The organism is Vibrio sp. ArtGut-C1, assembly GCF_002105475.1.
GTDB classification, from domain to species: domain Bacteria; phylum Pseudomonadota; class Gammaproteobacteria; order Enterobacterales; family Vibrionaceae; genus Vibrio; species Vibrio diabolicus.
The window spans coordinates 182,470-207,986 of record NZ_NCTH01000002.1 but is presented as its reverse complement, the minus strand read 5'-3'; the positions used below and the strand labels follow the sequence as shown (position 1 = coordinate 207,986).

Sequence of the window (25,517 nt, the reverse complement as noted above, 5' to 3'; positions counted from 1 at the left end):
CAAGGGGTAAATATCGACTTTATTGAGCTAAACCTAACTTAGGTCAATTTCGCTATTCATAATTCTTCATAAAATGCGGACACCTTTTTATTCTCAATGATTGTGAGCATATGGAACTCTTGTGTCCCGCGGGTAACCTGCCTGCGTTAAAAACTGCGATTGATTGCGGTGCCGATGCCGTCTACATTGGCTTCAAAGATGATACCAACGCCCGTCACTTTGCTGGCCTCAACTTTAACGGCAAAAAGTTAGAAAAAGCGGTGCAATACGTTCACGACCGCGACAAAAAAATTCATGTCGCGTTGAATACCTTCGCTCATCCCAATGGCTTTGAGCGCTGGACGAACGCGGTAGACAATGCAGCGGCATTGGGTGTGGACGCGCTGATTGTTGCAGACATTGCAGTTCTGGAGTACGCGGCTCGCAAATATCCCGATCTGGAACTACACCTTTCAGTGCAAGCATCAGCGACCAACGTCGCAGCCATTGATTTTTATAAACAAAACTTCAACGTAAAACGTGTGGTGCTGCCTCGCGTCTTATCGATTCATCAGGTGAAGCAGCTTTCGCGCAACATCACTAGCGATGTCGAGCTAGAAGTCTTTGCTTTTGGTAGCCTTTGTATTATGTCCGAAGGCCGTTGTTATTTGTCATCATACATGACGGGTGAGTCCCCAAACACTGTGGGTGCCTGTTCTCCTGCCAAATACGTTCGTTGGCAAGAAACTGATCAAGGCCTTGAGTCTCGTCTAAATAATATCCTAATTGACCGCTACTGCGCAGGAGAAAACGCAGGCTACCCTACGCTCTGTAAAGGTCGTTTTGAAACAGAAATTGATGGTGAGAAAAAACGCTATCATGCTCTGGAAGAGCCAACCAGTTTGAACACCCTTTCGATGCTGCCAGAACTGTTTGCCGCTAATGTCGCATCTGTAAAAATTGAAGGGCGCCAACGCAGCCCAGCTTACGTAGAGCAAGTCACTCGAACATGGCGAGCCGCGATCGATCGCTACCAAGCCAACCCAGAAGCTTACCAAGTTGAAGCCGCATGGGATGCGACGCTCGCAAATGTGTCGGAAGGAACGCAAACCACCTTAGGTGCTTACCACCGTAAATGGCAGTAGAGGTTAAGATGGATAACTCAATGAAATACGCACTTGGCCCACTACTCTATTTTTGGCCAAAACAAGATGTAGAAGCCTTCTACCAACAAGCAAAACAAAGCTCTGCAGACATTATTTACCTGGGTGAATCGGTTTGCTCTAAACGCAGAGAAATGAAACCTGCCCACTGGTTGGAAATCGCCAAAGACTTATCTGCTTCTGGCAAGCAAGTCGTTATCTCTACGATGGCGCTACTGGAAGCACCTAGTGAAGTAAACATAATGAAGAAGTACATCAATAACGGTGACTTCGCCATTGAGGCTAATGACGTATCGGCGGTTCAATTAGCATCAGAGCATAAAGTGCCTTTCGTCGTTGGTCCTGCAATCAATACTTATAACGCACACACGCTCAACTTATTTTTGAAGCAAGGTATGATGCGTTGGTGCATGCCTGTCGAGCTCTCTCGCGAATGGTTAAACGATACTTTAGTTCAGTGTGACGAGCTGGGTATTCGTAACAAGTTTGAAGTTGAGGTATTTAGCCACGGTTATTTACCTTTAGCGTATTCCGCTCGCTGTTTCACAGCCCGAGCTGAAAACCGAGCGAAAGACGATTGCGAAACCTGTTGTATCAAATACCCAACAGGAATCCAGGTCAGTAGCCAAGAAGGGCAAGAAGTCTTTAACCTTAACGGTATTCAAACGCAATCAGGGTATTGTTATAACCTGATCAATGACTTACCAAGCATGCAAGGGCTGGTTGATGTGGTCCGCTTAAGCCCTCTCGGTGTGAGTACACTTTCTGAGTTAGAGCATTTTCGCTCAAACGAGCACGGCGACAACCCTGAAAAACTCGAAAGCCGCCAATGCAATGGCTATTGGCATCAGCTAGCTGGCTTAGAAGTAAAAAACATTTAGCTCCCCAAAAAGAAAAGCGAGGCCCAACCTCGCTTTTCTCTATCAGCCATTATTAACAGGCTTGCACTGTTGGCTCAGCCGAAGCTTCGTTTAGCAGCTTTTTCACATCCCGCCACAACATACTGACCACAACTAAACTCAGCGCAATATTGGACAATGGGAAAGCCAGCCAAATGCCTGTCACGCCAAACAGTTTCGGCATAACGAATAAAAACGGCAGTTGAACCAACATGTTGCCTAGTGTCACAAACATGGCTTTGCTGCCTTTGTTTACCGATTGGTAGTACGCAGCCGCCACGACTAAAAAGCCATCTAGGAACAACGCAAACATGTGTAAACGAATCCCGATCACCGTGCTATCAATCAACTGTTGATCAGCATTGTTAAACACCGAGACCAACTCGTACGGGAAAAGGTTCATCAAACCCACAAACGCTACACCACCAAGCACAGATGTCCCCATTGCGACTTGCAGTAATTTTCTGACGTTCGCCTGGTTGCGCGCCCCGTGGTTGAAGCTCACTAGCGGTTGCATACCGTTCGCTATTCCCTCTGCAATCAGATAGTAAACCGTCACGATATATCCCAAAATAGCATACGCCCCGATCAACATTGCACTTCCGTACTGAGCAAATAATGCGTTGTGCATTGCCACCATCACAGAACCGTACGCGTACATAAAGAAGCTAGATGTACCGATCATTATAATCTTTGGTACAACATCAACTTGAACCTTAAAGTCACTGATTCGAAGGCGTAAGGTCGCTTTTGAAGTAAAGAAGTAACCAATACCAAGCACGGTTACCACCAATTGTGCCAGCGCTGTAGCAATGGCCGCTCCGGTTAACTCCCACCCCAACCAAGCAATAAATACGTAGTCTAATACAATATTAATGACAGCACCGATGACCATCAGCATCGTTGCTAAGTTCGGGCTGTCGTCATTGCGTAAAAGAAATGGAACCGCGATAGAGCCTAGCGTAAATACGCACGCGACAATCAGAATATGCAGATATTGCAGCGCGAGTTCAAACACTCGCCCTTCCGCCCCCTGCCAGCGAATAAATTCATCGGCAAAATAGAACAATATGGTAGCAACGACCGGCATCAATATCGCTAACAACCCCAATCCGGTTGTTAAAATACGCTTCGCGCCTTCATGATCGTTTTCTCCTTGCTTAATCGACGTTAGCGCACCAGTCCCCACGCCAATCATCATCCCTATACCAAGGATGGAACCGATGATCGGCCACGCAACATTGATCCCTGCTAATCCGTCAGCACCAACATAACGGCCAATAAAAATGCCATCAACTATTTGATATAAACCGTTCACGAGCATTGCTGCGACGGTTGGAATCGTATATTTCCAAAACTGTCTATAAATTGAGTTTTGCATGACTGCCACCAGTAGTTAGCAAAGCTAACCATTTAATTAGCAAGACTAACTAAATAGTTAAATTAAATAAAAGAAAAATGAAACACCAAAGGCTAATGCGTACAGCGGAGGCCTTTGGTTTAATTTAAAATGACTTATTGCTCAATGCTTTATTCAGTAAAGCTTGTAACTGCTCAGCTTCTTGCTGATTTAATTGTTGCATCATTTGTTCAGAGATATCTTTGTAAACCACCTGCTCCAAAGACATTTTTTCTGCGACTTCTTTTGTCAGCAATACACGCTTAGCACGGGCATCCTCATTACATGCGATGCGTTTCACTAAACCCTTTTTTTCCAAACGAACAACCATTGTCGATGCGGAAGGCTTAGTCACTTGCAACTCTTCTGCAAGATCGGTTATTCGTACACCCTCAGGGTAAACCTGAATCACACGTAAATAATCGAACTCATTAAAGCTTAGATGTGATAACGGATCTTCTTTGGCATAAACACGCCAAGCTTTTGCGCAAAAACGCTCTAAATCAATCAAGCTTTCTTCTAGTGCCATAAAAGCCACCACCACTTAGTTAGCAAGACTAACTATTTTAAATGAGTCACTAATCAAGTTCAATCATAAAAAAAGCCGCTCTCATCGAGCGGCTCTAAATCATTCCATTTCCTGCTTCTTAGCGGCCTTTAGCTTGGCTAATCTATCTTGCTGTAATTGATCGTAGATTTGTGCCAGTTCCAAGAAGGAATACCGGTGCTCAACATAATCATAAACGTTGAACGAAATCGCGAGCTTATAAAGTGAGATGGCACTTGCGATGTCACCTTCAAGCTGATTACGCTTTCCAAGGTAGAAATACGTTTCCGTTAATCGTTCAGCTAGGCGATAGTTCTCTCTCGTTCCATCCATAATGGCTTTAAGCGCGTCTTCGTCCGAGACGTCGCGCAGCATGATGGCAACAAGAACCCATCCCCACTCTTCACTACGATCTCGTAAATAACGCTGTTGAAGATTGGCTTTTGCTTGCTCTGGATTTTGCTCAGCTTCGATGATGTACAGCCATAATGAACGAAAAGGATCCGTTGGCATTTCTTGATAGTGCTTGGTCATATCTTCTAAAGCGAGATCGATTCGGCCACCATAATATAGTGCAATCGCACGGTTGCGCTCAGCATAGGTATTATCCGGAGCCAACTCTATGGTCGAGTCAAACGCTTCATAAGCAGCGTCAAACTCCCCCACTTGGGTGAAATACACCCCCAAAAGATTGAAGATATCCGGTTGAGCAGGATTCAACTGCAAAGACTGGTTAAAGTCCAAACGGGCAAGATCACGCAAACCAACGCTATCGTAGTAGCTACCGCGCTCATAATGCATTTTAGCGCGTACTTCATCACTGAGATCAGGACGTTGTAGCAACTGCGATAAACGCGCGATTTGTACTTCTTGTTGAACGCTAGGCTGAAGTGGCACCGCCATCGGTGGATATAGCCACTTTTGTGCTGATTGCTGAGAAGTATTTGCACAACCGGTCAGCGCGATAGCAACACATAAACTTGCGGTTTGAAACCATTTCACTAATTGATACTCCTGTTTGGACCGCTCAAAATTTATTTCTCTTAATGCAATATAGGCGATAACCTCGTTTGAGGTTAATGCGTCGAAATAAACCAAAAAAAGGGGAGCGAAAATGCTCCCCTTTTATAACATGCTTTCAGGCCCTTAATCTAATAAAAGGCTGAAAGTCTCATTTTGTCTTACTCGTCTTTCGCAGCTGGTGCTTCAGCAGCAGCTTCTTCAGCTGGCTTTTCTACCGCTTCTTTCATGCTTAGACGTACACGGCCTTGGCGGTCGATTTCAAGAACTTTAACTTGAACTTCTTGGCCTTCAGCTAGGTAGTCAGACACTTTCTCAACACGTTTTTCTGCGATTTGAGAAATGTGTACCAGACCATCTTTGCCTGGAAGAACCGTTACAAATGCACCGAAGTCAGCTAGACGTGCAACTTTACCCGTGTAGATACGGCCAACTTCAACTTCAGCAGTGATCTCTTCGATACGGCGGATAGCTTCTTTCGCAGCAGTGCCTTCAGTTGCAGCAATCTTGATAGTACCGTCGTCTTCGATTTCGATAGTTGTACCAGTCTCTTCAGTTAGAGCACGGATAACTGCACCACCTTTACCGATAACGTCTTTGATCTTCTCTGCGCTGATCTTCATCGTGTGAATACGAGGAGCAAATTCAGAGATGTCTTCACGGGCACCAGAGATTGCTTCATCCATTACAGATAGGATGTGCTTACGTGCACCTTGAGCTTGGTTAAGCGCAATTTGCATGATTTCTTTAGTGATGCCTTCGATCTTGATGTCCATTTGAAGAGCAGTGATACCAGTGTTAGTACCTGCTACTTTAAAGTCCATATCGCCTAGATGGTCTTCGTCACCAAGGATGTCAGAAAGAACAACGAAGTCGTCGCCTTCTTTAACAAGGCCCATTGCGATACCCGCAACAGAAGACTTGATTGGCACACCTGCGTCCATAAGCGCAAGAGACGTACCACATACAGAAGCCATTGAAGATGAACCGTTAGATTCAGTGATTTCCGATACAACACGTACTGTGTATGGGAACTCATCTACTGATGGCATTACTGCTGCGATACCACGTTTAGCCAGTTTACCGTGGCCGATTTCACGACGCTTAGGAGAACCTACAAAACCAGTCTCACCTACACAGTATGGAGGGAAGTTGTAGTGTAGTAGGAAGTGATCTTTACGCTCGCCTGTTAGCTCATCAATGATTTGAGCATCACGCTGAGTACCTAGAGTTGCCGTCACGATAGCCTGAGTTTCACCACGAGTGAATAGCGCGCTACCGTGTGTGCGAGGAAGAACACCAGTGCGTACATCTAGTGCACGAACCATGTCTTTTTCACGGCCATCGATACGAGGGTTACCCGCGATGATGCTACGACGTACGACTGTTTTCTCTAGATCATGGAAGATAGTGTGAATTTCTTTTGTATCCGCTTCTGGATCTTCAGCAAGAAGAACTTCATTTACTTCCGCAGCGATCTCATTGATACGGTCGTAACGAGCCATCTTCTCAGTGATTTTGTAAGCCTCAACAAGCTTCGCTTCTGCTAGCTCAGCAATCTTATCTTTAAGCGCTGTGTTTTCTTCAGGAGCTACCCAATCCCAAGCAGGAGTTGCCACTTCTGCTTTGAATTCGTTGATAGCTTTGATAGCAACTTGTTGTTGATCATGACCGTAAACAACCGCTGCTAGCATTTCTTCTTCAGTTAGGTTGTCCGCTTCTGATTCAACCATCAGTACGGCTGATTCTGTACCAGCAACAACAAGATCAAGCTTAGAAGTTTCTAGTTCAGTTTGGCTAGGGTTAAGTACAAGCTGACCATCGATATGACCAACACGCGCCGCACCGATAGGGCCGTTGAATGGAATGCCAGAGATAGCAAGAGCAGCAGAAGTACCGATCATTGTAACGATATCTGGCTGAACATCTGGGTTTACAGACATTACTGTCGCGATAACCTGAACTTCGTTTTTAAACGCGTCTGGGAATAGCGGACGGATTGGACGGTCGATTAGACGAGCTGTTAGCGTTTCGCCTTCAGAAGGACGACCTTCACGCTTGAAGAAGCCGCCTGGGATTTTACCCGCAGCGTAAGTGCGCTCTTGGTAGTTAACCGTTAGTGGGAAGAAGTCTTGACCTGCAACGGCTTCTTTTTTACCTACAACAGATACGAATACAGACGTATCATCCATTGTGACCATAACTGCTGCTGTAGCTTGACGTGCAATAACGCCAGTTTCTAAAGTAACTGTGTGGTTACCGTACTGGAACGTTTTAACAACTGGTTTTTCGAACATTGTTATTCCTTGTTTCTAATCTTCCTTTAGTGCTTAAAGAAATCTTAGATGTGTTAATTGACACTCAAGACATTACGAATCGCGACTAGTAAAAAGAAACTCGGAAATTCCTTTTGAATAGTCGCGACCTTTTGGTCGACGTGGTTGACTGTAATGCTATGAGCTTTTGAGAAAACCTATTACGAGGTTTAGCCGCCAGTATTATAACGGCATAAGTCTAATTTGGCTAAATTTAGGCAACAAAAAAGGGGCATAAAGCCCCTTTTTAGACAAACTGCTATGCAGTCGCTGATTAGCGACGTAGGCCTAGACGTTTGATTAGGTCTTGGTAGCGAGCTAGGTTTTTACCTTTTAGGTAATCTAGAAGCTTACGACGACGAGAAACCATGCGTAGAAGACCACGACGGCTGTGGTGATCGCCTTTGTGCGCTTTGAAGTGACCTTGTAGATGGTTGATAGAAGCTGTAAGTAGAGCTACTTGAACTTCTGGTGAACCAGTGTCGCCTTCGCCTTGTGCGTATTCTGCAACGATTGCTGCTTTAGTTTCTGCATTCAGAGACATAATTCTCTCCTAATAAGAGTAGGTTTAAAGTTGTAGCAGCCAATCTCTGATTCAGCCGCTACGCGAAGCGCGGATTATAGGGAAATTTCCTATTTCGTGCAATATAAAAATACCGACACTCAGGTCGGTATTTTCAATCATTTACTTGGATGCGACGTCATCTCGGAACACAACCAATCGCTTAGGAGCGATTTTGCCATCTTCGTTCATTTCGCCAACGCCAATAAACAAACGCTCTTCACCCATGGTAAGGCGAAGTGAGCCTTCGGTAGGCGCACCAAATACTTGAACAGGTTGCCCATGCTGAACCATATCCGCCAGTTCAGGCACTAAGTTGACTTCTGGTAAGTCTTCTACCGCTGTATCCATTGGTAACAGCAATGGGTCCAGTAGTTCTCGAGGAGCGCGTTCTTCACGGTGTGCTTGCTCTAGTAACTCATTCAGTTGCTCAAGTGTCACCATCTTCTCGTAAGGGTATTTCGCAACACCAGTGCGTCGAAGCATAGTTACGTGCGCACCACAACCTAACATTTCGCCTAGGTCATCCACGATGGTACGAATGTAGGTGCCTTTTGAGCAATGAACTTCCATCTCGACTTCATCGCCTTCAAAACGGTGAAGAACAATCTCGTATACCGTGATCTTACGAGATTCACGCGGAACTTCGATGCCTTTACGAGCGTATTCATACAAGGGTTTCCCTTGATATTTCAACGCTGAAAACATGGAAGGTACTTGATCAGATTCGCCACGGAACTTCTCAATGCACGCTTCTAGCTTGTCTAACGTAACATCGATTGGACGTGTCTCTACAACTTCACCATCCGAGTCAGACGTGTTGGTACGTTCACCAAGCTTTGCGATCACACGGTAGCGTTTATCAGAATCTAGAAGAAACTGAGAAAACTTCGTCGCTTCACCCAAGCAAATTGGCAGCATGCCTGTCGCTAATGGGTCCAAGGCACCAGTGTGGCCTGCTTTCTCAGCAAAGTAGATTCGCTTTACTTTTTGCAGTGCATCATTGGAAGAGATACCTGTTGGTTTGTCCAACAGTATAACGCCATTAATTGGACGACCTTTACGACGACGAGCCATTATTCTTCGTCCTCACGACCAGAATCTTTTTGCTTTTGTTTGTCTGAACTAACGACTTCAGACACTAGGTTAGACATACGCATACCTTCAACAAGCGTATTGTCATAGTGGAAGCGGATTTCTGGCGTTAAACGTAGACGAATGCGCTTACCTAACATCATGCGAATGTGCACTTCGTGCTCGCGTAGTGCTGCTAGACATGATTCTGGTGTTTGCTCGCCCACACATAGGAAGGTCACAAATACTTTTGCGTAAGCTAGGTCACGAGAGACTTCTACGTCTGAGATCGTCACCATGCCAAGGCGAGAGTCACGAACTTCACGTTGAAGGATCATCGCTAGTTCTTTTTGCAGCTGCTGTGCAACGCGCTGCGTGCGGCTAAATTCTTTTGACATATCTTTACTCTTATATAGAAAGAATGGGGGGGTGGTCAAAGCCAGCCCCCCATGGTGTATTCAACAACCAATTACTACTTATCTTTCAAAGACAATATTAGTAATTTTAGTCAATTAGTCTAGAGTACGTTTAATTTCAACGATTTCGAAGACTTCGATTTGGTCACCAACGCGAACATCATTGTAGTTCTTAACGCCGATACCACATTCGTAGCCATTCTTAACTTCTTGAACGTCATCTTTGAAACGACGTAGTGACTCTAGTTCACCTTCGTAAATAACAACGTTATCACGTAGTACACGGATTGGGTTGTTACGCTTGATCACACCTTCTGTAACCATACAACCAGCGATAGCGCCCAGTTTCGGTGACTTAAACACGTCACGAACTTCAGCAAGACCAATGATCTCTTGCTTGAATTCTGGAGCAAGCATACCGCCCATTGCTTGTTTAACTTCGTCAATCAATTGGTAAATGATTGAGTAGTAACGTAAGTCAACAGCTGCGGCTTCTACAGCACGGCGAGCAGAAGCATCTGCACGAACGTTAAAGCCAAGGATGATTGCGTTTGAAGCTTCCGCTAGTACTACGTCAGTTTCCGTAATACCACCAACACCAGAACCAACGATGTTCACTTTAACTTCGTCAGTAGATAGCTTAACTAGTGAGTCTGCGATTGCTTCTACAGAACCTTGAACGTCTGCTTTAAGTACAACGTTAAGTTCAGCAACTTCACCAGCAGTCATGTTAGAGAACATGTTCTCTAGTTTAGATTTCTGCTGACGAGCAAGTTTCACTTCACGGAACTTACCAGCACGGTAGTTAGCTACCTCACGCGCTTTACGCTCGTCACGAACTACTGTTGCTTCATCACCTGAAGATGGTACACCTGAAAGACCTAGGATCTCTACAGGGATAGATGGGCCAGCCGAAGTAATTTCTTTACCTAGCTCATCACGCATTGCACGAACACGGCCGTATTCTTGACCACAAAGAACGATGTCGCCTTTGTTTAGTGTACCTGATTGAACAAGTACTGTTGCAACTGGACCACGACCTTTATCTAGGCGAGATTCAACAACAACACCAGATGCCATGCCTTCAGCTACAGCTGTAAGTTCAAGAACTTCAGACTGGAGAAGGATTGCTTCTAGAAGACCATCGATGTTTGTACCCTGTTTAGCAGAGATGTGAACGAACATGTTCTCACCGCCCCACTCTTCAGGAATAACGTCGTATTGAGCAAGCTCGTTCTTAACGTTATCTGGGTTCGCGTCTTCTTTATCGATCTTGTTCACAGCAACAATTAGAGGAACGCCTGCCGCTTTCGCGTGCTGAATCGCTTCTACTGTTTGTGGCATTACGCCATCGTCTGCTGCAACTACAAGAACAACGATATCTGTCGCTTGAGCACCACGAGCACGCATTGCAGTAAACGCTGCGTGTCCAGGAGTATCAAGGAACGTGATCATGCCGTTGTCTGTTTCAACGTGGTACGCACCAATGTGCTGAGTAATACCACCCGCTTCGCCAGAAGCAACGTGTGTGCGACGGATGTAGTCAAGTGTTGACGTTTTACCGTGGTCAACGTGACCCATGATAGTAACAACTGGAGCACGTGGAACTGCTTCCGCGTTAGTGTCACGGTCAGATAGTACCGCTTCTTCCAGTTCGTTCTCTTTACGAAGAACTACTTTATGGCCCATTTCTTCAGCAACAAGTTGTGCTGTTTCTTGGTCGATCACTTGGTTGATAGTCGCCATAGCGCCCATCTTCATCATTACTTTGATAACTTCTGTCGCTTTAACCGACATCTTGTTAGCAAGTTCTGATAGAACGATCGTTTCGCCAATTACAACGTCTTGCTTAGCAACCGTTGCTGACTTATCAAAGCCATGCTGCATTGAAGTCGGTTTAGCAAGTTTGCCTTTACGACCTCTACCGCCACGTTGGTTGTTACGGCCACCGCGAGCTTGGTCGTCTTTACCTGAAGCTTTTTTCTTCTTACGACGACCGCTCTCTACTTTGCGATCTGCTTCATCTTCGGCTTCACGTGCGTATTGTGAAGTCGTTACATGGTAATCTGTATCTTCCATATCACCCTTTTTCTCTTCTGCAGCAGACCAACGCTCTTTATTCTTTTCAGCCAATTCGCGAGCTTCTTCAAGCTTGCGCTGACTTTCCTCTTCAGCCTTACGCTTAACTTCTTCTTCCTGACGACGTTTAAGCTCGTCGGCCTCTTTTCGCGCTGCTTCTTGCTTAATTTTCTCTTCAGCATCACGCTTTGCTTTTTCTTCAGCATTGCGTTGTGCATTCGTATCTACGTCTCGCTTCGCTTTTTCTTCAGCTTCACGTTTCGCTTTTTCTTCCGCTTCACGTTTTGCAGCTTCTTCAGCTTCACGTTTTGCAGCTTCTTCAGCTTCACGTTTTGCAGCTTCTTCTGCTGCACGTTTTGCTGCTTCTTCTGCTTCACGTTGTGCTGCTTCTTCAGCTTCACGTTTCGCTTCATCTTCAATTGTGCTGCGCTTCACGTATGTACGTTTTTTGCGCACCTCAACCTGAACATTCTTACTCTTACCACCACCCGCGTTCACACTAAGTGTACTACGAGTTTTACGCTGAAGCGTAAGGCGAGTCGGCTCTGAATCACCTGATTTATCACCGTGTTCTTTCTTTAGATGAGAGAGAAGCTTCTGCTTCTCTTCATCAGTAACATTGTCAGAGCTCGCCTTTTTAATGCCAGCGTCAGCAAGTTGTTCAATCAAGCGGTCGACTGGCGTACCAATCTCATCACTCAGTGCTTTAACTGTTAATTGTGTCATGCCGCTTCCTCCTTGCCGAAATTATGCTTCTTCGCCGAACCAACAGATGTTACGTGCGGCCATAATTAGCTCACCTGCACGTTCTTCGGTCAGGCCTTCGATACCTTCTAAATCGTCAATACCTTGGTCAGCAAGATCTTCCAGTGTCGCTACACCTTTCGCTGCCAATTTAAATGCCATCTCACGCTCAAGACCTTCAAGTGCAAGCAGATCTTCAGCTGGTTCTAGACCTTCAAAAGACTCTTCTTGTGCTAGTGCGATCGTCGTTAGTGCATCTTTTGCACGTCCACGAAGCTCTTCGATTAGTTCTTCATTCAAACCATCGATTTCTAGTAGCTCGTTAACTGGCACGTATGCGATTTCTTCTAGCGTTGAGAAACCTTCTTCAACAAGAAGTTGAGCGAAGTCTTCTTCAATATCTAGGTACTTCATGAAGTTTTCAATAGATGCTTGTGATTCTTCAGCGTGTTTCTTCTGAAGATCAGCAACTGTCATAACATTCAGTTCCCAACCTGTTAGTTGAGATGCTAGACGCACGTTTTGACCGTTACGACCGATAGCTTGCGCTAGGTTGTCAGCTTCAACTGCGATGTCCATTGAGTGTGCATCCTCATCAACGATGATAGAAGCAACATCAGCTGGCGCCATTGCGTTGATAACGAATTGAGCTGGGTTATCATCCCAAAGCACAATATCGATACGCTCACCACCAAGTTCGCCAGAAACAGCTTGTACACGTGCACCACGCATACCAACACACGCACCTACAGGGTCGATACGTTTGTCATTTGTTTTGACAGCGATCTTAGCGCGAGAACCAGGATCACGTGCCGCGCCTTTCAACTCGATAATATCTTCAGCGATTTCAGGCACTTCAACACGGAATAGTTCTGCCAGCATTTCAGGCTTAGAACGAGTGATGAACAGTTGGAAACCACGTGCTTCTGGCGCGACTTTGTAAAGAAGACCACGAACGCGGTCGCCTGGACGGAAGTTTTCACGAGGAAGTTGGTCATCACGTAGGATTACCGCTTCAGCGTTGTTACCAAGGTCAAGTACGATTGTGTCGCGGTTTACTTTTTTCACAACGCCAGTGATTAGATCACCTTCATTATCGATGAACTGCTCAACGATTTGTGCACGTTCAGCTTCACGAACTTTTTGTACGATAACTTGCTTAGCCGTTTGAGTCGTAATACGGTCAAACGTTACTGATTCGATTTCGTCTTCTACGTAGTCGCCAAGCTCGATTGAGTCATCTTCGTACTGTGCTGCTTCTAATGAGATCTCTTTTGTAGGGTTCTCAACATCATCAACAACTAACCAACGACGGTAAGTCACAAACTCACCAGTTTTACGGTCAATGGCAACACGTACGTCGATTTCGATTTCGTATTTTTTCTTTGTAGAAGTTGCTAGAGCAATCTCAAGAGCCTCAAAGATACGCTCACGAGGTACCGCTTTTTCGTTCGATACCGCTTCTGCTACCGCTAAAATTTCTTTACTCATTGTATTTAGCCTCTAAGCTTAAACTTTTTTAGGGAACTAAAATTTAGGGATCAGGTTAGCTTTGGAAATGTTACTTAGAGCAAACTCTTCTTGCTGACCGTCTACAGTAATTGTCACTGTTTCGCCATCAACGCCGTGGATAATACCTTTCCACTTACGACGGTTTGCTACAGCCATTTTCAATACGATGCTGACCTCGTGACCAATAAATTGCTCGTAATGTGCTGCTTTAAAAAGTGGTCTTTCTAAACCTGGAGAAGACACTTCTAGGCTGTAAGCAACAGAAATTGGATCTTCAACGTCTAAAACCGCACTAACTTGGTGGCTAACTTCTGCACAGTCGTCCACGTTAATACCATTTTCATGGTCAATGTAGATGCGTAACGTTGAGTGCGCGCCTGCACGAATGAATTCTAATCCAACCAACTCATAGCCTGATGCCTCTACTGGTGCTTCAAGCATTTCAGTAAGTTGTCTTTCTAAACCAGTCATTTAACCACTCCAGAAACAAAAAAAGGGCTCAGAGCCCAATCAAAAAACCAAGCAGTCTCTGAGCTATTTCAAAAAGCTCAGATAACAAAAAACCCCGATAGTCGGGGTTTTATGCTGCTGGACCCTGATACGTTAAGAATAGCCAACAAATGCTTCTCTTAACTCGTAGTGTGGTTAGCACTACGCAAACTTGCCAATCTACGATTTCTTCTTAAAGAAAGAGATTGGTTGCGGGGGCCGGATTTGAACCGACGACCTTCGGGTTATGAGCCCGACGAGCTACCAAGCTGCTCCACCCCGCGTCCGACTTGCTGAGCATTATACTCGCAAACAAGTGATTTACAAGTTTGTAAATACATGGTGCCGAGAGAGGGACTCGAACCCTCACACCTAAGGCACTAGCACCTCATGCTAGCGTGTCTACCAATTTCACCATCTCGGCATCAAAACCTTACAGCTTATTGAGGAATTTCATCACCCGCAGGGGCTGGAACTTCACTCGCTGCATCCTTAACTTGTTCAACAACTGGTTGACCTAATGTTGGGTCTACCCATTGTGATTCAGTCTGGTGCGTAGACATACGACCAAGCAACAAGCTAACGATAAAGAATACGGTTGCTAAAATAGCAGTTGTTCGGGTTAAGAAATTACCTGAGCCGCCAGCACCAAACACTGTGTTTGAAGCACCAGCACCGAACGAGGCTCCCATATCTGCGCCTTTACCTTGTTGAATCAACACAAGGCCAATCACACCAAGCGCTGCCAACAGGTAAATCACAAGTAGAACTGAAAACATTTTTTCCACCTATGTTCCAAATTGTTGAGCCAGCGCCGTTCAAGAGAATAAATCATAATTGAACAAGGCTAGCGACCTCCTAACAGGAGGCGGAGCAATACTAGCGAAAGCCGGTAACGCTGACAAGGGAAAATTAGTAAAAAATCAATGCCAATGCGCTAAGCGCTCAAAAAAAGGGCAAAAGATGCCCTTTTCATTCACTGCACACTTTAACGCAATGATTAACAACTTGCTTTTACAGCTTCGGCAATTTTCAGTGCAGAGCTTTGAACTAGCTCGCCATCCTCACCTTCCACCATAACGCGAATCAAAGGCTCTGTGCCAGATTTACGCAACAATACACGTCCTTTATCACCCAGCGTAGCTTCTACTTCGGCGACGGCGTTTAGTACTGCTTGAGCTTCAAGAGGATTACTTTCCCCTGCAAAGCGGACATTTTCTAGAACCTGAGGATACAACGTCATGCCTTGCGATAGCTCATGCAAAGACATATCGCTGCCAACTACAGAAGCCAGCACTTGCAGTGCTGCAACAATCGCATCGCCCGTGGTGACTTTATCTAATAAGATCACATGGCCTGAGTTTTCAGCACCAATTTTCCAGCCTTTTTCTAGCAGTTGTTCCATGACATAACGGTCACCAACAGCGGCACGTACGAATGGAATGCCTAGCTGCTTTAAGCCATTTTCCATGCCCAAGTTAGTCATCAACGTACCAACGACACCACCCTTTAGCTCGCCACGACGAAGAGCATCACGAGCAATAATGTAAGCGATTTGGTCGCCATCGACTTTGTTGCCAAGGTGGTCGACCATAATGATACGGTCACCATCACCATCAAATGCTAAACCAAGGTGTGCTTGCTCTTCAACGACACGCTTTTGAAGCGCACGAACATCTGTTGCGCCCACTTCTTCATTAATGTTGATGCCGTTAGGCTCTACGCCCATTGCAATAACTTCTGCGCCAAGCTCTTTGAAGACATTTGGAGCAATGTGGTACGTTGCACCGTGCGCACAATCTACCACAATTTTAAAGTTTGCAAGACTCAATTCAGATGGGAAAGTACTCTTACAGAATTCGATGTAACGGCCTGCAGCGTCATTTAGACGAGTGGCTTTACCAAGTTCTGCAGACTCAACACATTCAATGTCTTTATCCAGCTCAGCTTCAATCGCCAACTCGATATCGTCAGGTAGCTTAGTACCTTCAGAAGAAAAGAATTTAATGCCGTTGTCGTAATATGGGTTATGCGATGCAGAAATCACAATCCCCGCCTCCGCACGGAAAGTTTGAGTTAAATATGCCACTGCTGGGGTTGGCATTGGACCAGTAAATGTTGCTTTAAGTCCCGCTGCAGCAAGGCCTGCTTCTAATGCAGATTCAAGCATATAACCGGAGATACGCGTATCTTTACCTATAATAACTTTCTTTGTGCCTTGTTTTGCTAGTACACGACCAGCAGCCCAGCCAAGCTTAAGTACGAAGTCCGGAGTGATTGGGTATTGTCCTACTTTACCGCGCACACCGTCAGTACCAAAGTAACGTCTTTTATTCGACATAAACTTTCCTTTATTATTTTTAAATATTGTTTTTCGTCATCTCAACAACTTTCATTGCTTCGATTGTCTCTTCAAAGTCATGCACACGAATGATCTGCGCGCCTTTCATTGCTGCAATCGTAGCGCAAACGACACTCGCATTTGTACATTCAGCCGCTGGCTTATCCAACAATTTAAAAATCATTGATTTACGAGACATGCCAGCCAAAATTGGCAGGCCGAATTCATGAAACTTTTCAAGATGAGCGAGCATATGATAATTGTGTTCTATCGTTTTGCCAAAGCCAAATCCAGGATCGAGAATCAGTTGAGATTTATCAATCCCTGCAGCTTCACATGCCGCGATACGTTCTTCTAGAAAGGCAGATACGTCGCTCATCACATCATCATAATGAGGCGCAACTTGCATGGTTCTAGGTTGACCTTTCATATGCATCAGACAAATTGGAAGCTTTGCTTCTGCTGCGACTTCGAGAGCACCAGGTTCTTGCAAAGATCGAATGTCATTGATCAAATCTGCACCAGCATCAATAGCTTGACGCATAACTTCCGCTTTGCTGGTATCGACCGAAATCCACACATCGTACTTTTCACGAATGGCCTTGATTACTGGGACAACACGTCGAAGTTCTTCTTCTAAAGACACATCTGGCGCGCCAGGCCTTGTCGACTCCCCACCGACATCAACAATGCTTACACCAGCCTTTATCATTTTATCAACTTGAGCAAGGGCGAGTTCAATCGAGTTGTATTTACCACCATCCGAAAAGGAATCCGGAGTCACATTTAGAATGGCCATAACATGTGGACGGGAAAGATCTAAAGATTTGTTATTTGCTGTAATCATCATCATAAACACAAAAACCCCGAGATAACTCGGGGTTTATTATTATCAACACTCTTTATTCAGAGTCTTTCTTTTCAGGCGCTTCGCTAGAAGTCGCTTCTGAAGAGCTAGACTTTTCTGCATCTTTCGCAGCGTCCGTTGCTTCTTCTTTAACTTCTGGCTTTGCTTGAGGCTTCTCGCTGTCTTCAGGTTTGCTAGTTGAGTTATCACTCCAACCCGCAGGCTCACGAATTTCAGCTTTGCGCTCCATTAAATCATCAATTTGACGAGCATCAATGGTTTCATACTTCATCAGCGCATCTTTCATCGCATGCATGATATCCATGTTTTCTTGAAGAATCTTCTTCGCACGGTCATAGTTGCGGTCAATGATCTGACGAACTTCATCATCAATCAACTTCGCCGTATCGTCAGATACATGCTTAGTCTGAGTTACACTACGTCCTAAGAACACTTCGCCTTCATCTTCTGCATACAGTAGAGGACCAAGCTTTTCAGAGAAACCCCATTGAGTAACCATCTTACGAGCAATATCAGTTGCACGTTCAATATCGTTTGACGCGCCTGTTGAGACTTTATCAGCACCGTAGATGAGTTCTTCCGCTAGACGACCACCGTACAAGCTAGAGATCATAGACTCTAGATGCTGGCGAGACATGCTGACACGGTCTTGCTCCGGTAGGTACATAGTCACACCCAACGCGCGACCGCGTGGAATGATCGACACTTTGTACACTGGATCGTGCTCAGGTACTAAACGACCAACAATTGCGTGACCTGCTTCGTGATAAGCCGTTGACTCTTTTGTCTCTTCAGACATCACCATTGAACGGCGCTCGGCACCCATCATGATTTTGTCTTTCGCTAATTCGAATTCAACCATAGAAACGTTACGCTTGTTACCACGCGCAGCAAATAGCGCCGCTTCGTTGACTAGGTTTGCTAAATCAGCACCAGAGAAGCCTGGTGTACCACGAGCGATTAGAGAAGGCTCTACGTCACCTGCTAGAGGGACTTTACGCATGTGTACTTTTAGAATCTGCTCACGACCACGTACATCTGGCAATCCAACCACTACTTGGCGGTCAAAACGACCAGGACGTAACAATGCTGGGTCAAGAACGTCTGGACGGTTAGTCGCAGCGATTACGATGATACCTTCGTTACCTTCGAAACCATCCATTTCTACTAGCATTTGGTTTAGTGTTTGCTCACGTTCATCGTGACCACCACCAACACCAGCACCACGCTGACGACCTACCGCATCGATTTCATCGATGAAGATAATACAAGGTGCCGCTTTCTTAGCTTGTTCGAACATGTCACGTACACGAGATGCACCGACACCCACGAACATTTCTACGAAATCTGAACCCGAGATGGTAAAAAACGGTACTTTCGCTTCACCAGCAATGGCTTTCGCTAAAAGCGTTTTACCAGTACCAGGAGGACCTACCATTAACACACCAGTAGGAATCTTACCGCCCAGTTTTTGGAAGCGGCTTGGATCACGCAAGTAGTCCACCAGCTCTTTCACGTCTTCTTTTGCTTCGTCACAACCTGCAACGTCAGCAAAAGTTGTCTTGATTTGCTCTTCGCTCATCATTCGAGCTTTACTCTTACCAAAAGACATGGCGCCTTTACCGCCGCCGCCTTGCATTTGACGCATGAAGAAAATCCATACACCAATCAGTAAGATCATTGGGAACCAAGAAATGAAAATAGTACCAAGCAAGCTTTGCTCTTCTGGAGGCGTGCCCTGTACTTTCACGTTTTGGTTAATTAGGTCATCTAGAAGCTTTTGGTCATACACTGGCATGTAAGTGACCATTTTGGCACCGCCGCCACGACGAACAAAGCTAATTTCACCGTCTTTAAAAGTTGCTTCTTGAATCTGGCCTTGGCCAACTTCCTGTACAAACGTGGTGTAATCCACGGTTCTGCCATTGCTTTCTCCAGGGCCAAAGCTCTGGAATACCGACATCAATACGACGGCGATAACAAGCCACAGAATTAAATTTTTTGCCATGTCACTCAAGGTGTAAGCCTCTCGATAACTAATTGTAATTAAAGGTAGGGTACTACAGTTCATTCACTGTAGCTATAGTGTTAACACGCTCTCAAGAGAGCAAAATGGTTAACCTTTGTAACCAGTGGCTACAACAAAGACTTCTCGAGAGCGAGCTCGCGATGAGTCTGGTTTTCTAATTTTTACGGCTTTAAACATGTCTCGGACTTCTTTCACATACTGATCGAAGCCTTCCCCCTGGAAAACCTTTACGACAAAGCTACCATTAGGCGCTAGAACTTGTCGACACATATCTAAAGCCAATTCAACTAAATACATAGCACGAGGTTGGTCAACAGAGTTATTTCCCGCAATATTAGGTGCCATGTCAGACATTACTACGTCTACCATTGAAGGTTGGATTCTTTCTAGCAAAGCTTCCAATACAGCATCATCGCGAAAGTCGCCTTGTAAAAAGCTGACACCCGCAATCGGGTCCATAGGAAGCAAATCACACGCAATGATCTGACCACTGTCTCCTACTATCTTAGCAGCATATTGAGACCACCCGCCCGGTGCCGCACCCAAATCGACGACTGTCATCCCAGGCTTTAACAATTTATCTTTCGTTTGAATCTCATCGATCTTGAAATAAGCACGTGAGCGATAGCCTTTTTTACGAGCCTCATTCGCGTATTTATCATCAAAGTGTTCTTTCAACCAACGACCAGAACTAGCCGAATGTTTTTGTTTACTCATTTTAATCCCAACAAGGCGCAAATTGGAGCTATTGTTTTAATAGGCGCTACCTATTACTCAATAAATTATAGTCTTCAGCAATAGATGGCGTTAAAATAGCTTTTTTCAACCCTTATTTTAAAGAAAATTGGCCGCGTAATGAACCTAAGCACCAAACAAAAGCAGCACCTTAAAGGCCTAGCTCACAGTTTAAAACCTGTCGTGCTAATGGGCGCAAATGGACTTACAGAAGCCGTGCTAGCAGAAATTGAAATCGCTCTTAACCATCACGAACTAATCAAAGTAAAAGTTGCTTCAGAAGATCGTGAAACAAAACAGCTAATCATCGACGCTATCGTACGTGAGACGGGCGCAGAAAAAGTTCAGACTATTGGTAAAGTGCTTGTGCTGTACCGCCAGTCTGAAGAGCGTAAAATCGAAATCCCTCGTAAGTAATTCTACTTACGTTGCTGAAGAAAAAAGGTCGCCATTGGCGACCTTTTTGCGTTTTATTGGAGTAACAGACTACTCTCAACGACTTAGATGTACTCTACTCGGTCGATTTCGAAGTCTTTCGCGCCACCCGGAGTTTGAATAGCAACCTCATCGCCTTCCATCTTACCGATCAAGCCACGAGCAATTGGTGAGCTTACTGAAATACGACCAGCTTTAATGTCTGCTTCGTCATCACCAACAATTTGGTATGTTTTTTCTTCTTCGGTGTCGATGTCAATCAAGGTTACGGTTGAACCAAAAATAACTTTACCCGTGTTCTCCATCTTCGTTACATCAATTACTTGAGCAACTGACAGTTTGTATTCAATGTCACGGATTTGTGCTTCACAGATACCCTGCTCTTCTCGAGCGGCGTGATATTCTGCGTTCTCTTTTAAATCACCTAACTCACGAGCTTCAGCGATTGCCTCTGAAATTTGAGGACGTAGTTTAAGTAGACGATCGAGTTCTGCACGTAGCTTTTGCTCGCCACGTAGTGTCATTGGAACTTTTTCCATTTTATAACCTCAAGCCCAAATGGGTCTTTGGACAATAAAAGCCCACCCTGCCATAGGGCTGGGTAGTGCGCTTAAAGATGTATTTCATTTAGTGTAAACAAACTCCCGGACGAAATCATCTTAATTCGAAAGGCTGTAAGACTATGCCCTTTCGGCATAATGATATAAGTCACTTTTAGAACGATTCTAGAGTGCATCACTGTCGCAATTTGTTGAAAAACAACACTGTTCATTACACAAAAAACATCAAAAAAGATAAAAACTAATCAATGTCAGACGAATGTTATAGCCACAAAATCTTATTTAAAACAAAAAGTTAAACAAAAAACCAGAGCAATCGAACAGTGTTCATCGATACGATTTATATCATTTTACTAACTCATACGGAAACTTTAGCAGTAAAACATGTCCAGCGAGTTGTTAGATCAAAGGCTTACAAGGGCGAATTATACCGCTCATTGGCCGATTATAGACCAACAACTTGTGAGAGATTACCTCTCCCCCATACAACAATGATTATGGACAGCTAACTAGGACAAATAAGATGAAAAAGACTCTAATTGCTCTTTCTGTATCTGCAGCAGCTATGGCAACTGGCGTAAACGCAGCTGAACTTTACAACCAAGACGGCACTTCTCTAGAAATGGGCGGCCGTGCTGAAGCACGTCTATCTATGAAAGATGGCGACGCTCAAGACGAATCTCGCATCCGTCTAAACTTCCTTGGTAAACAAGAAATCAATGACAACCTATACGGTGTTGGTTTCTGGGAAGGTGAGTTCACTACCAACGAACAAGGTGGTGTTGATGGTGACGTTAATAAAGACAGCAGCAACCTAGACACTCGTTACGCATACGCTGGTCTTGGCGGTGCATGGGGTGAGTTCACTTACGGTAAAAACGAAGGTGCACTAGGCGTTATCACTGACTTCACAGATATCATGGCTTACCACGGTAACTCAGCAGCTGACAAACTAGCAGTAGCTGACCGTTCAGACAACATGATGGCTTACAAAGGTCAATTCGAAAACCTAAGTGTTAAAGCAAGCTACCGCTTCGCTGACCGTGTAGAACAAAACGGTGAATACTCTGATAACAAACAAGACGGCTACTCTCTATCAGCTATCTACGCTGTAGCAGACACTGGTCTTGAGCTTGGTGCTGGTTACGCAGACCAATACGATGCAAACGAGTACATGCTAGCTGCATCTTACACAATGTCTGATCTTTACTTCGCTGGTATCTTCACAGATGGCGAAAAAATGACTGACACATTCAACAACACTGTTGATTACACTGGTTACGAACTAGCGGGTGCTTACACGCTAGGTCAAACAGTATTCACAACAACGTACAACAATGCAGAAACTGACAATGAAACTTCTGCAAACAACTTCGCTGTTGATGCTTCTTACTACTTCAAACCTAACTTCCGCGGTTACGTTTCTTACAACTTCAACCTAATTGACGCTGGCGATAAGTTCGGCTCAACTAGCGGTAAGACAGTTGCGAACAAGATCGATGCTGAAGACGAGCTAGCTCTAGGTCTACGTTACGACTTCTAATTCCGGTCTTTGACTAGAATATCGAATGCCCGCTTCAAGCGGGCATTTTTTTTACTCCATTTTAAGCCGCGCGCCTTTCTCTCATGTCTCATTCCTGATGACATATAAAGCATTTCTTTAGTTACCTAGCATATTGAAAGGACTTGCGTATACTCAATCACATAACTCACCTTAGAAAGTATCATTATGCGTTTACGTTGGCCCTTGCTCATATTCTCTTCATTACTTTCTGCTTTTTCACAAGCGTACCCTCATCAAGAAGTGTTGCCGGAAGGCTCTCGCATCAGTTTAGTCGCAGAAAAACTCAGTGAGAATGTTGAACTTGACGGTGTTCATCCTACCGAACAACTGTTCCCACCAGCTAGTACATTAAAAATCGTCACAGCATTAGCGGCAAAGTTAGAGCTGGGTGATAACTTCCGCTTTCGAACCAAGCTAGAAGCTTCGAGCTCAGACGCAGTGATTTACTTTGTCGGCGATCCAACGCTCCAAACCAACGATTTAAAATCACTTCTTACCCTAACCAAGAAAAATGGCTTAAAACGTATTGACGGTGACTTATGGCTCGATAACAGCGCATTCACTGGTTACAACCGTGCAGTGGGCTGGCCGTGGGATATCTTGGGAGTTTGCTACAGCGCTCCGGCATCGACCATCACACTCAATAACAACTGCGTGCAGGCTTCTATCTATACGCAAAAAGACGGTGGGACTCGAGTCTACGTACCTGAGCATCAACCTATTCGTGTAACAAGTACTGTCGAGACCGTTTCTAAAACGATTAAGAAAAGTCGTCATTGCGATTTAGGCTTAGTCGCAAACCCTGATAACAACTACAAGCTAACTGGATGCTTAGTTGAGAGGGAGAAACCATTGCCACTTAAATTTGCCGTTCAAGATCCCGAACTTTATACCAGCCATAGATTGGCAGCTTTGCTTAAGCAGCTCAATATTGAGTTATCAGGAAAGATTCGGATCGGTTCGGCTCCGGAAAAACAGCGCAAGCTAATCGCCATGCACCAATCAGAGGCATTACCAGACATTTTGGAAGAGATGCTTAAAAACTCTGATAACTTGATTGCAGATACATTAACCAAAACACTTGGCGCTAAGTTTTTTGTTCAGTCAGGTAGCTTTGCTAACGGTACAGAGGCGATCAAGCAGATCATTTTCGCCAATACTGGTATTGATATTCGTAATGCGCGCCTAGAAGACGGCTCAGGACTTTCACGAAACAATCGTATCTCCGCCACCAAAATGGCGGAAATTCTTCGTTATATTTGGAAGCACGAAGACGAGCTTAAACTGATCGCCATCATGCCGAAGTCAGGTGAGTCAGGCACACTAAAGTACCGACAAAGTATGCGAAAGTTGCCAATTAAAGGACAATTGATCGCCAAAAGCGGCTCCCTCTACGGAACTTATAACATGGCCGGATATGGCTTGGATAAAAATGGTCAACCTAATACCGTTTTTGTTCAGTTTGTTTCAGACTACTTCCCAGAAAAAAGGGACGATAACAAACCTGTCATCGCCCCTATTACACATTTTGAGCAGCTTTTTTATAGTGATATTGTGAACTTTAGTCAGGCGATACCCAAGAAATAGTTCACCACATTAAAGTATATCCACATCCCTGAGATATCGACGATAGATGCAAGCACTGGACTCACCAATACCGCTGGGTCCATCTTGCAAGCTCGTGCAATAATTGGTAGCAGCCCACCTAATGTTGTAGAAATCGTTACTTGGATGAATAACGCAACCGCTATTGCCAATGCGATATCGGTAAGTTCAAAGCCCCCTATTGATTGACCGGCACTAAATAACATAATGCGTCCAATCATCACGATAGCGATAGCTAACGCAATAAATAGAGCAACGCGGCTCTCTTTCCACAAAACTTCTAACCATTGGCGTTTTTTTAGCTCTCCAGTTGCAAGAGCACGAATCACCAAAGTTGCAGCTTGTGTTCCTGTATTACCACCAGCCGCAGCGATCACAGGCATGTACACCGCAAGCAAAACGAGCTGGCTAAGGGTGTCCTCATACTGAGCAATGATCAAACCCGACACAATCCCTAAAAGGGCCAGTGCAATGATCCACCCAATACGCTGCTTCACGTGCCCCAAAACACTAGTCGATAAATAACCATCAGGTGTATCAACTTCAGACATATGCAAACCCAATTGGTGAGCATAATGACGTGCGCGTTTGTCATGGCCTGCTTGCTCAAGTTGAGCAATAAGACTATTCACATAACCGACAGAGCAATGCTGCAAAATACCTACCGCCTCATCAATCGGCATGATCGTAAGCAAATGGACTTGTTGCTCTTGCTCATACTGCAAAAATGCATTGCGAGCTGCACCAATTTCTACTTCAGAAAAGTTTGGTGTTGTTTCAATAAAAGTGTTGTTCATTACCGTCATGGCGAATCTCCCGATTGGCATTGGTAACGACCATCGACAAGGCACGCAAAGTCACTCTTGCATACTTAAAGTCACACAACAATTAAGATGCACAGAGAAAACCAATGCGGACGCACTGTCTATTCAGAATGTATGAAGGAAATAACGAGAAGAAAATTAGAAAAGATGCCTCACCACTTAGGTAAGGCGGAGATCGCCAATACCGAAGCGGGTTATTTCGCTCCCTTGCTCTTACTCACCCAACGACTGGGAGGATGGTCGGTATTGTTCATGTAAATCTCCGATAACGCTGCCATTATTGGCAGCGAGAGTATAGTAGCAAAGTTAAACATGTTTGGAAGTTTTACTTTGTCTTTTTCGCTAAATTTTTATACAA

General features: G+C 44.8%; 22 protein-coding genes and 2 tRNA genes. 5 read left to right on the top strand and 19 right to left on the bottom strand.

Annotated features, from left to right (window positions below):
* Window positions 1-110: 110 nt before the first annotated feature.
* Window positions 111-1,124, top strand: coding sequence for a peptidase U32 family protein (locus B7360_RS02655; RefSeq protein ID WP_047008948.1), 1,014 nt, complete (start codon window positions 111-113; stop codon window positions 1,122-1,124).
* A 20-nt stretch (window positions 1,125-1,144) separates the two neighbouring features.
* A complete protein-coding gene (locus B7360_RS02650; RefSeq protein ID WP_085342718.1) occupies window positions 1,145-2,023 on the top strand; it encodes a U32 family peptidase in 879 nt (292 codons plus the stop codon).
* Window positions 2,024-2,075: 52 nt separating this feature from the next.
* Here the strand turns inward: B7360_RS02650 and B7360_RS02645 are convergent, their stop codons facing one another.
* From B7360_RS02645 to rlmE, 17 genes are all read right to left on the bottom strand, one after another.
* Window positions 2,076-3,422 carry an MATE family efflux transporter gene (locus B7360_RS02645; protein WP_085342673.1) on the bottom strand — a complete coding sequence of 449 codons (1,347 nt, stop codon included), beginning with the start codon at window positions 3,420-3,422 and terminating at the stop codon, window positions 2,076-2,078.
* Window positions 3,423-3,546: 124 nt separating this feature from the next.
* Window positions 3,547-3,969: a MarR family winged helix-turn-helix transcriptional regulator gene (locus tag B7360_RS02640; protein ID WP_085342672.1), complete on the bottom strand. Its 423-nt coding sequence runs from the start codon at window positions 3,967-3,969 to the stop codon at window positions 3,547-3,549.
* A gap of 99 nt (window positions 3,970-4,068) precedes the next feature.
* A complete protein-coding gene (nlpI, locus tag B7360_RS02635) occupies window positions 4,069-4,989 on the bottom strand; it encodes a lipoprotein NlpI (protein WP_005394654.1) in 921 nt (306 codons plus the stop codon).
* 179 nt (window positions 4,990-5,168) lie between these two features.
* Window positions 5,169-7,304, bottom strand: coding sequence for a polyribonucleotide nucleotidyltransferase (gene pnp / locus B7360_RS02630; protein WP_005394655.1), 2,136 nt, complete (start codon window positions 7,302-7,304; stop codon window positions 5,169-5,171).
* Between the two features lie 292 nt (window positions 7,305-7,596).
* Window positions 7,597-7,866 carry a 30S ribosomal protein S15 gene (gene rpsO / locus B7360_RS02625; protein WP_005380094.1) on the bottom strand — a complete coding sequence of 90 codons (270 nt, stop codon included), beginning with the start codon at window positions 7,864-7,866 and terminating at the stop codon, window positions 7,597-7,599.
* 141 nt (window positions 7,867-8,007) lie between these two features.
* The gene (gene truB, locus B7360_RS02620) at window positions 8,008-8,961 is read right to left on the bottom strand and encodes a tRNA pseudouridine(55) synthase TruB (RefSeq protein WP_005394656.1); all 954 of its coding nucleotides are present in this window, start codon (window positions 8,959-8,961) and stop codon (window positions 8,008-8,010) included.
* Complete coding sequence (gene rbfA, locus B7360_RS02615) at window positions 8,961-9,356, bottom strand: 30S ribosome-binding factor RbfA (protein WP_005380087.1); 396 nt, start codon at window positions 9,354-9,356, stop codon at window positions 8,961-8,963. Before rbfA ends, truB begins: the two co-directional genes overlap by 1 nt.
* Window positions 9,357-9,470: 114 nt before the next feature.
* Window positions 9,471-12,179: a translation initiation factor IF-2 gene (gene infB / locus B7360_RS02610; RefSeq protein WP_085342671.1), complete on the bottom strand. Its 2,709-nt coding sequence runs from the start codon at window positions 12,177-12,179 to the stop codon at window positions 9,471-9,473.
* A gap of 21 nt (window positions 12,180-12,200) precedes the next feature.
* Complete coding sequence (nusA, locus tag B7360_RS02605) at window positions 12,201-13,688, bottom strand: transcription termination factor NusA (RefSeq protein WP_005380084.1); 1,488 nt, start codon at window positions 13,686-13,688, stop codon at window positions 12,201-12,203.
* Window positions 13,689-13,724: 36 nt separating this feature from the next.
* The gene (gene rimP, locus B7360_RS02600; RefSeq protein ID WP_005394659.1) at window positions 13,725-14,180 is read right to left on the bottom strand and encodes a ribosome maturation factor RimP; all 456 of its coding nucleotides are present in this window, start codon (window positions 14,178-14,180) and stop codon (window positions 13,725-13,727) included.
* A gap of 225 nt (window positions 14,181-14,405) precedes the next feature.
* A tRNA-Met gene (locus B7360_RS02595) sits at window positions 14,406-14,482 on the bottom strand.
* Between the two features lie 56 nt (window positions 14,483-14,538).
* Window positions 14,539-14,622: transfer RNA gene (locus tag B7360_RS02590), tRNA-Leu, on the bottom strand.
* 16 nt (window positions 14,623-14,638) lie between these two features.
* Window positions 14,639-14,977 carry a preprotein translocase subunit SecG gene (gene secG, locus B7360_RS02585; RefSeq protein ID WP_005380080.1) on the bottom strand — a complete coding sequence of 113 codons (339 nt, stop codon included), beginning with the start codon at window positions 14,975-14,977 and terminating at the stop codon, window positions 14,639-14,641.
* Between the two features lie 221 nt (window positions 14,978-15,198).
* Window positions 15,199-16,539 carry a phosphoglucosamine mutase gene (gene glmM / locus B7360_RS02575; RefSeq protein WP_005394663.1) on the bottom strand — a complete coding sequence of 447 codons (1,341 nt, stop codon included), beginning with the start codon at window positions 16,537-16,539 and terminating at the stop codon, window positions 15,199-15,201.
* Window positions 16,540-16,558: 19 nt separating this feature from the next.
* Window positions 16,559-17,389, bottom strand: coding sequence for a dihydropteroate synthase (folP, locus tag B7360_RS02570; protein WP_031780413.1), 831 nt, complete (start codon window positions 17,387-17,389; stop codon window positions 16,559-16,561).
* Window positions 17,390-17,441: 52 nt separating this feature from the next.
* Window positions 17,442-19,415, bottom strand: a complete 1,974-nt coding sequence (ftsH, locus tag B7360_RS02565) for an ATP-dependent zinc metalloprotease FtsH (RefSeq protein ID WP_085342669.1) — start codon at window positions 19,413-19,415, stop codon at window positions 17,442-17,444.
* Between the two features lie 108 nt (window positions 19,416-19,523).
* Window positions 19,524-20,153 (bottom strand): 23S rRNA (uridine(2552)-2'-O)-methyltransferase RlmE, encoded by a 630-nt coding sequence (gene rlmE, locus B7360_RS02560; RefSeq protein ID WP_005388985.1) that lies wholly within the window; start codon window positions 20,151-20,153, stop codon window positions 19,524-19,526.
* Window positions 20,154-20,291: 138 nt separating this feature from the next.
* On the opposite strand from rlmE, the gene yhbY reads away from it, so the two are divergent.
* Window positions 20,292-20,588, top strand: coding sequence for a ribosome assembly RNA-binding protein YhbY (gene yhbY / locus B7360_RS02555; RefSeq protein ID WP_005380066.1), 297 nt, complete (start codon window positions 20,292-20,294; stop codon window positions 20,586-20,588).
* Window positions 20,589-20,671: 83 nt separating this feature from the next.
* Here the strand turns inward: yhbY and greA are convergent, their stop codons facing one another.
* Complete coding sequence (gene greA, locus B7360_RS02550) at window positions 20,672-21,145, bottom strand: transcription elongation factor GreA (RefSeq protein WP_005380065.1); 474 nt, start codon at window positions 21,143-21,145, stop codon at window positions 20,672-20,674.
* 544 nt (window positions 21,146-21,689) lie between these two features.
* On the opposite strand from greA, the gene B7360_RS02545 reads away from it, so the two are divergent.
* Complete coding sequence (locus B7360_RS02545) at window positions 21,690-22,709, top strand: porin (RefSeq protein WP_005394671.1); 1,020 nt, start codon at window positions 21,690-21,692, stop codon at window positions 22,707-22,709.
* A 186-nt stretch (window positions 22,710-22,895) separates the two neighbouring features.
* The gene (dacB, locus tag B7360_RS02540) at window positions 22,896-24,317 is read left to right on the top strand and encodes a serine-type D-Ala-D-Ala carboxypeptidase (protein WP_085342668.1); all 1,422 of its coding nucleotides are present in this window, start codon (window positions 22,896-22,898) and stop codon (window positions 24,315-24,317) included.
* On the opposite strand, the gene B7360_RS02535 is transcribed toward dacB, so the two are convergent.
* Window positions 24,296-25,141 carry a magnesium transporter gene (locus tag B7360_RS02535; protein WP_085342667.1) on the bottom strand — a complete coding sequence of 282 codons (846 nt, stop codon included), beginning with the start codon at window positions 25,139-25,141 and terminating at the stop codon, window positions 24,296-24,298. The genes dacB and B7360_RS02535 overlap by 22 nt on opposite strands.
* Between the last annotated feature and the right edge of the window lie 376 nt (window positions 25,142-25,517).

Bases quoted from the DNA above. Each gene is read 5' to 3' on its own strand.
- B7360_RS02655 (WP_047008948.1), top strand. From the start codon at position 111: ATGGAACTCTTGTGTCCCGCGGGTAACCTGCCTGCGTTAAAAACTGCG.
- B7360_RS02650 (WP_085342718.1), top strand. From the start codon at position 1,145: ATGAAATACGCACTTGGCCCACTACTCTATTTTTGGCCAAAACAAGAT.
- B7360_RS02645 (WP_085342673.1), bottom strand. From the start codon at position 3,422: ATGCAAAACTCAATTTATAGACAGTTTTGGAAATATACGATTCCAACC.
- B7360_RS02640 (WP_085342672.1), bottom strand. From the start codon at position 3,969: ATGGCACTAGAAGAAAGCTTGATTGATTTAGAGCGTTTTTGCGCAAAA.
- pnp (WP_005394655.1), bottom strand. From the start codon at position 7,304: ATGTTCGAAAAACCAGTTGTTAAAACGTTCCAGTACGGTAACCACACA.
- rpsO (WP_005380094.1), bottom strand. From the start codon at position 7,866: ATGTCTCTGAATGCAGAAACTAAAGCAGCAATCGTTGCAGAATACGCA.
- truB (WP_005394656.1), bottom strand. From the start codon at position 8,961: ATGGCTCGTCGTCGTAAAGGTCGTCCAATTAATGGCGTTATACTGTTG.
- rbfA (WP_005380087.1), bottom strand. From the start codon at position 9,356: ATGTCAAAAGAATTTAGCCGCACGCAGCGCGTTGCACAGCAGCTGCAA.
- infB (WP_085342671.1), bottom strand. From the start codon at position 12,179: ATGACACAATTAACAGTTAAAGCACTGAGTGATGAGATTGGTACGCCA.
- nusA (WP_005380084.1), bottom strand. From the start codon at position 13,688: ATGAGTAAAGAAATTTTAGCGGTAGCAGAAGCGGTATCGAACGAAAAA.
- rimP (WP_005394659.1), bottom strand. From the start codon at position 14,180: ATGACTGGTTTAGAAAGACAACTTACTGAAATGCTTGAAGCACCAGTA.
- secG (WP_005380080.1), bottom strand. From the start codon at position 14,977: ATGTTTTCAGTTCTACTTGTGATTTACCTGTTGGCAGCGCTTGGTGTG.
- glmM (WP_005394663.1), bottom strand. From the start codon at position 16,539: ATGTCGAATAAAAGACGTTACTTTGGTACTGACGGTGTGCGCGGTAAA.
- folP (WP_031780413.1), bottom strand. From the start codon at position 17,389: ATGATGATTACAGCAAATAACAAATCTTTAGATCTTTCCCGTCCACAT.
- ftsH (WP_085342669.1), bottom strand. From the start codon at position 19,415: ATGGCAAAAAATTTAATTCTGTGGCTTGTTATCGCCGTCGTATTGATG.
- rlmE (WP_005388985.1), bottom strand. From the start codon at position 20,153: ATGAGTAAACAAAAACATTCGGCTAGTTCTGGTCGTTGGTTGAAAGAA.
- yhbY (WP_005380066.1), top strand. From the start codon at position 20,292: ATGAACCTAAGCACCAAACAAAAGCAGCACCTTAAAGGCCTAGCTCAC.
- greA (WP_005380065.1), bottom strand. From the start codon at position 21,145: ATGGAAAAAGTTCCAATGACACTACGTGGCGAGCAAAAGCTACGTGCA.
- B7360_RS02545 (WP_005394671.1), top strand. From the start codon at position 21,690: ATGAAAAAGACTCTAATTGCTCTTTCTGTATCTGCAGCAGCTATGGCA.
- dacB (WP_085342668.1), top strand. From the start codon at position 22,896: ATGCGTTTACGTTGGCCCTTGCTCATATTCTCTTCATTACTTTCTGCT.
- B7360_RS02535 (WP_085342667.1), bottom strand. From the start codon at position 25,141: ATGACGGTAATGAACAACACTTTTATTGAAACAACACCAAACTTTTCT.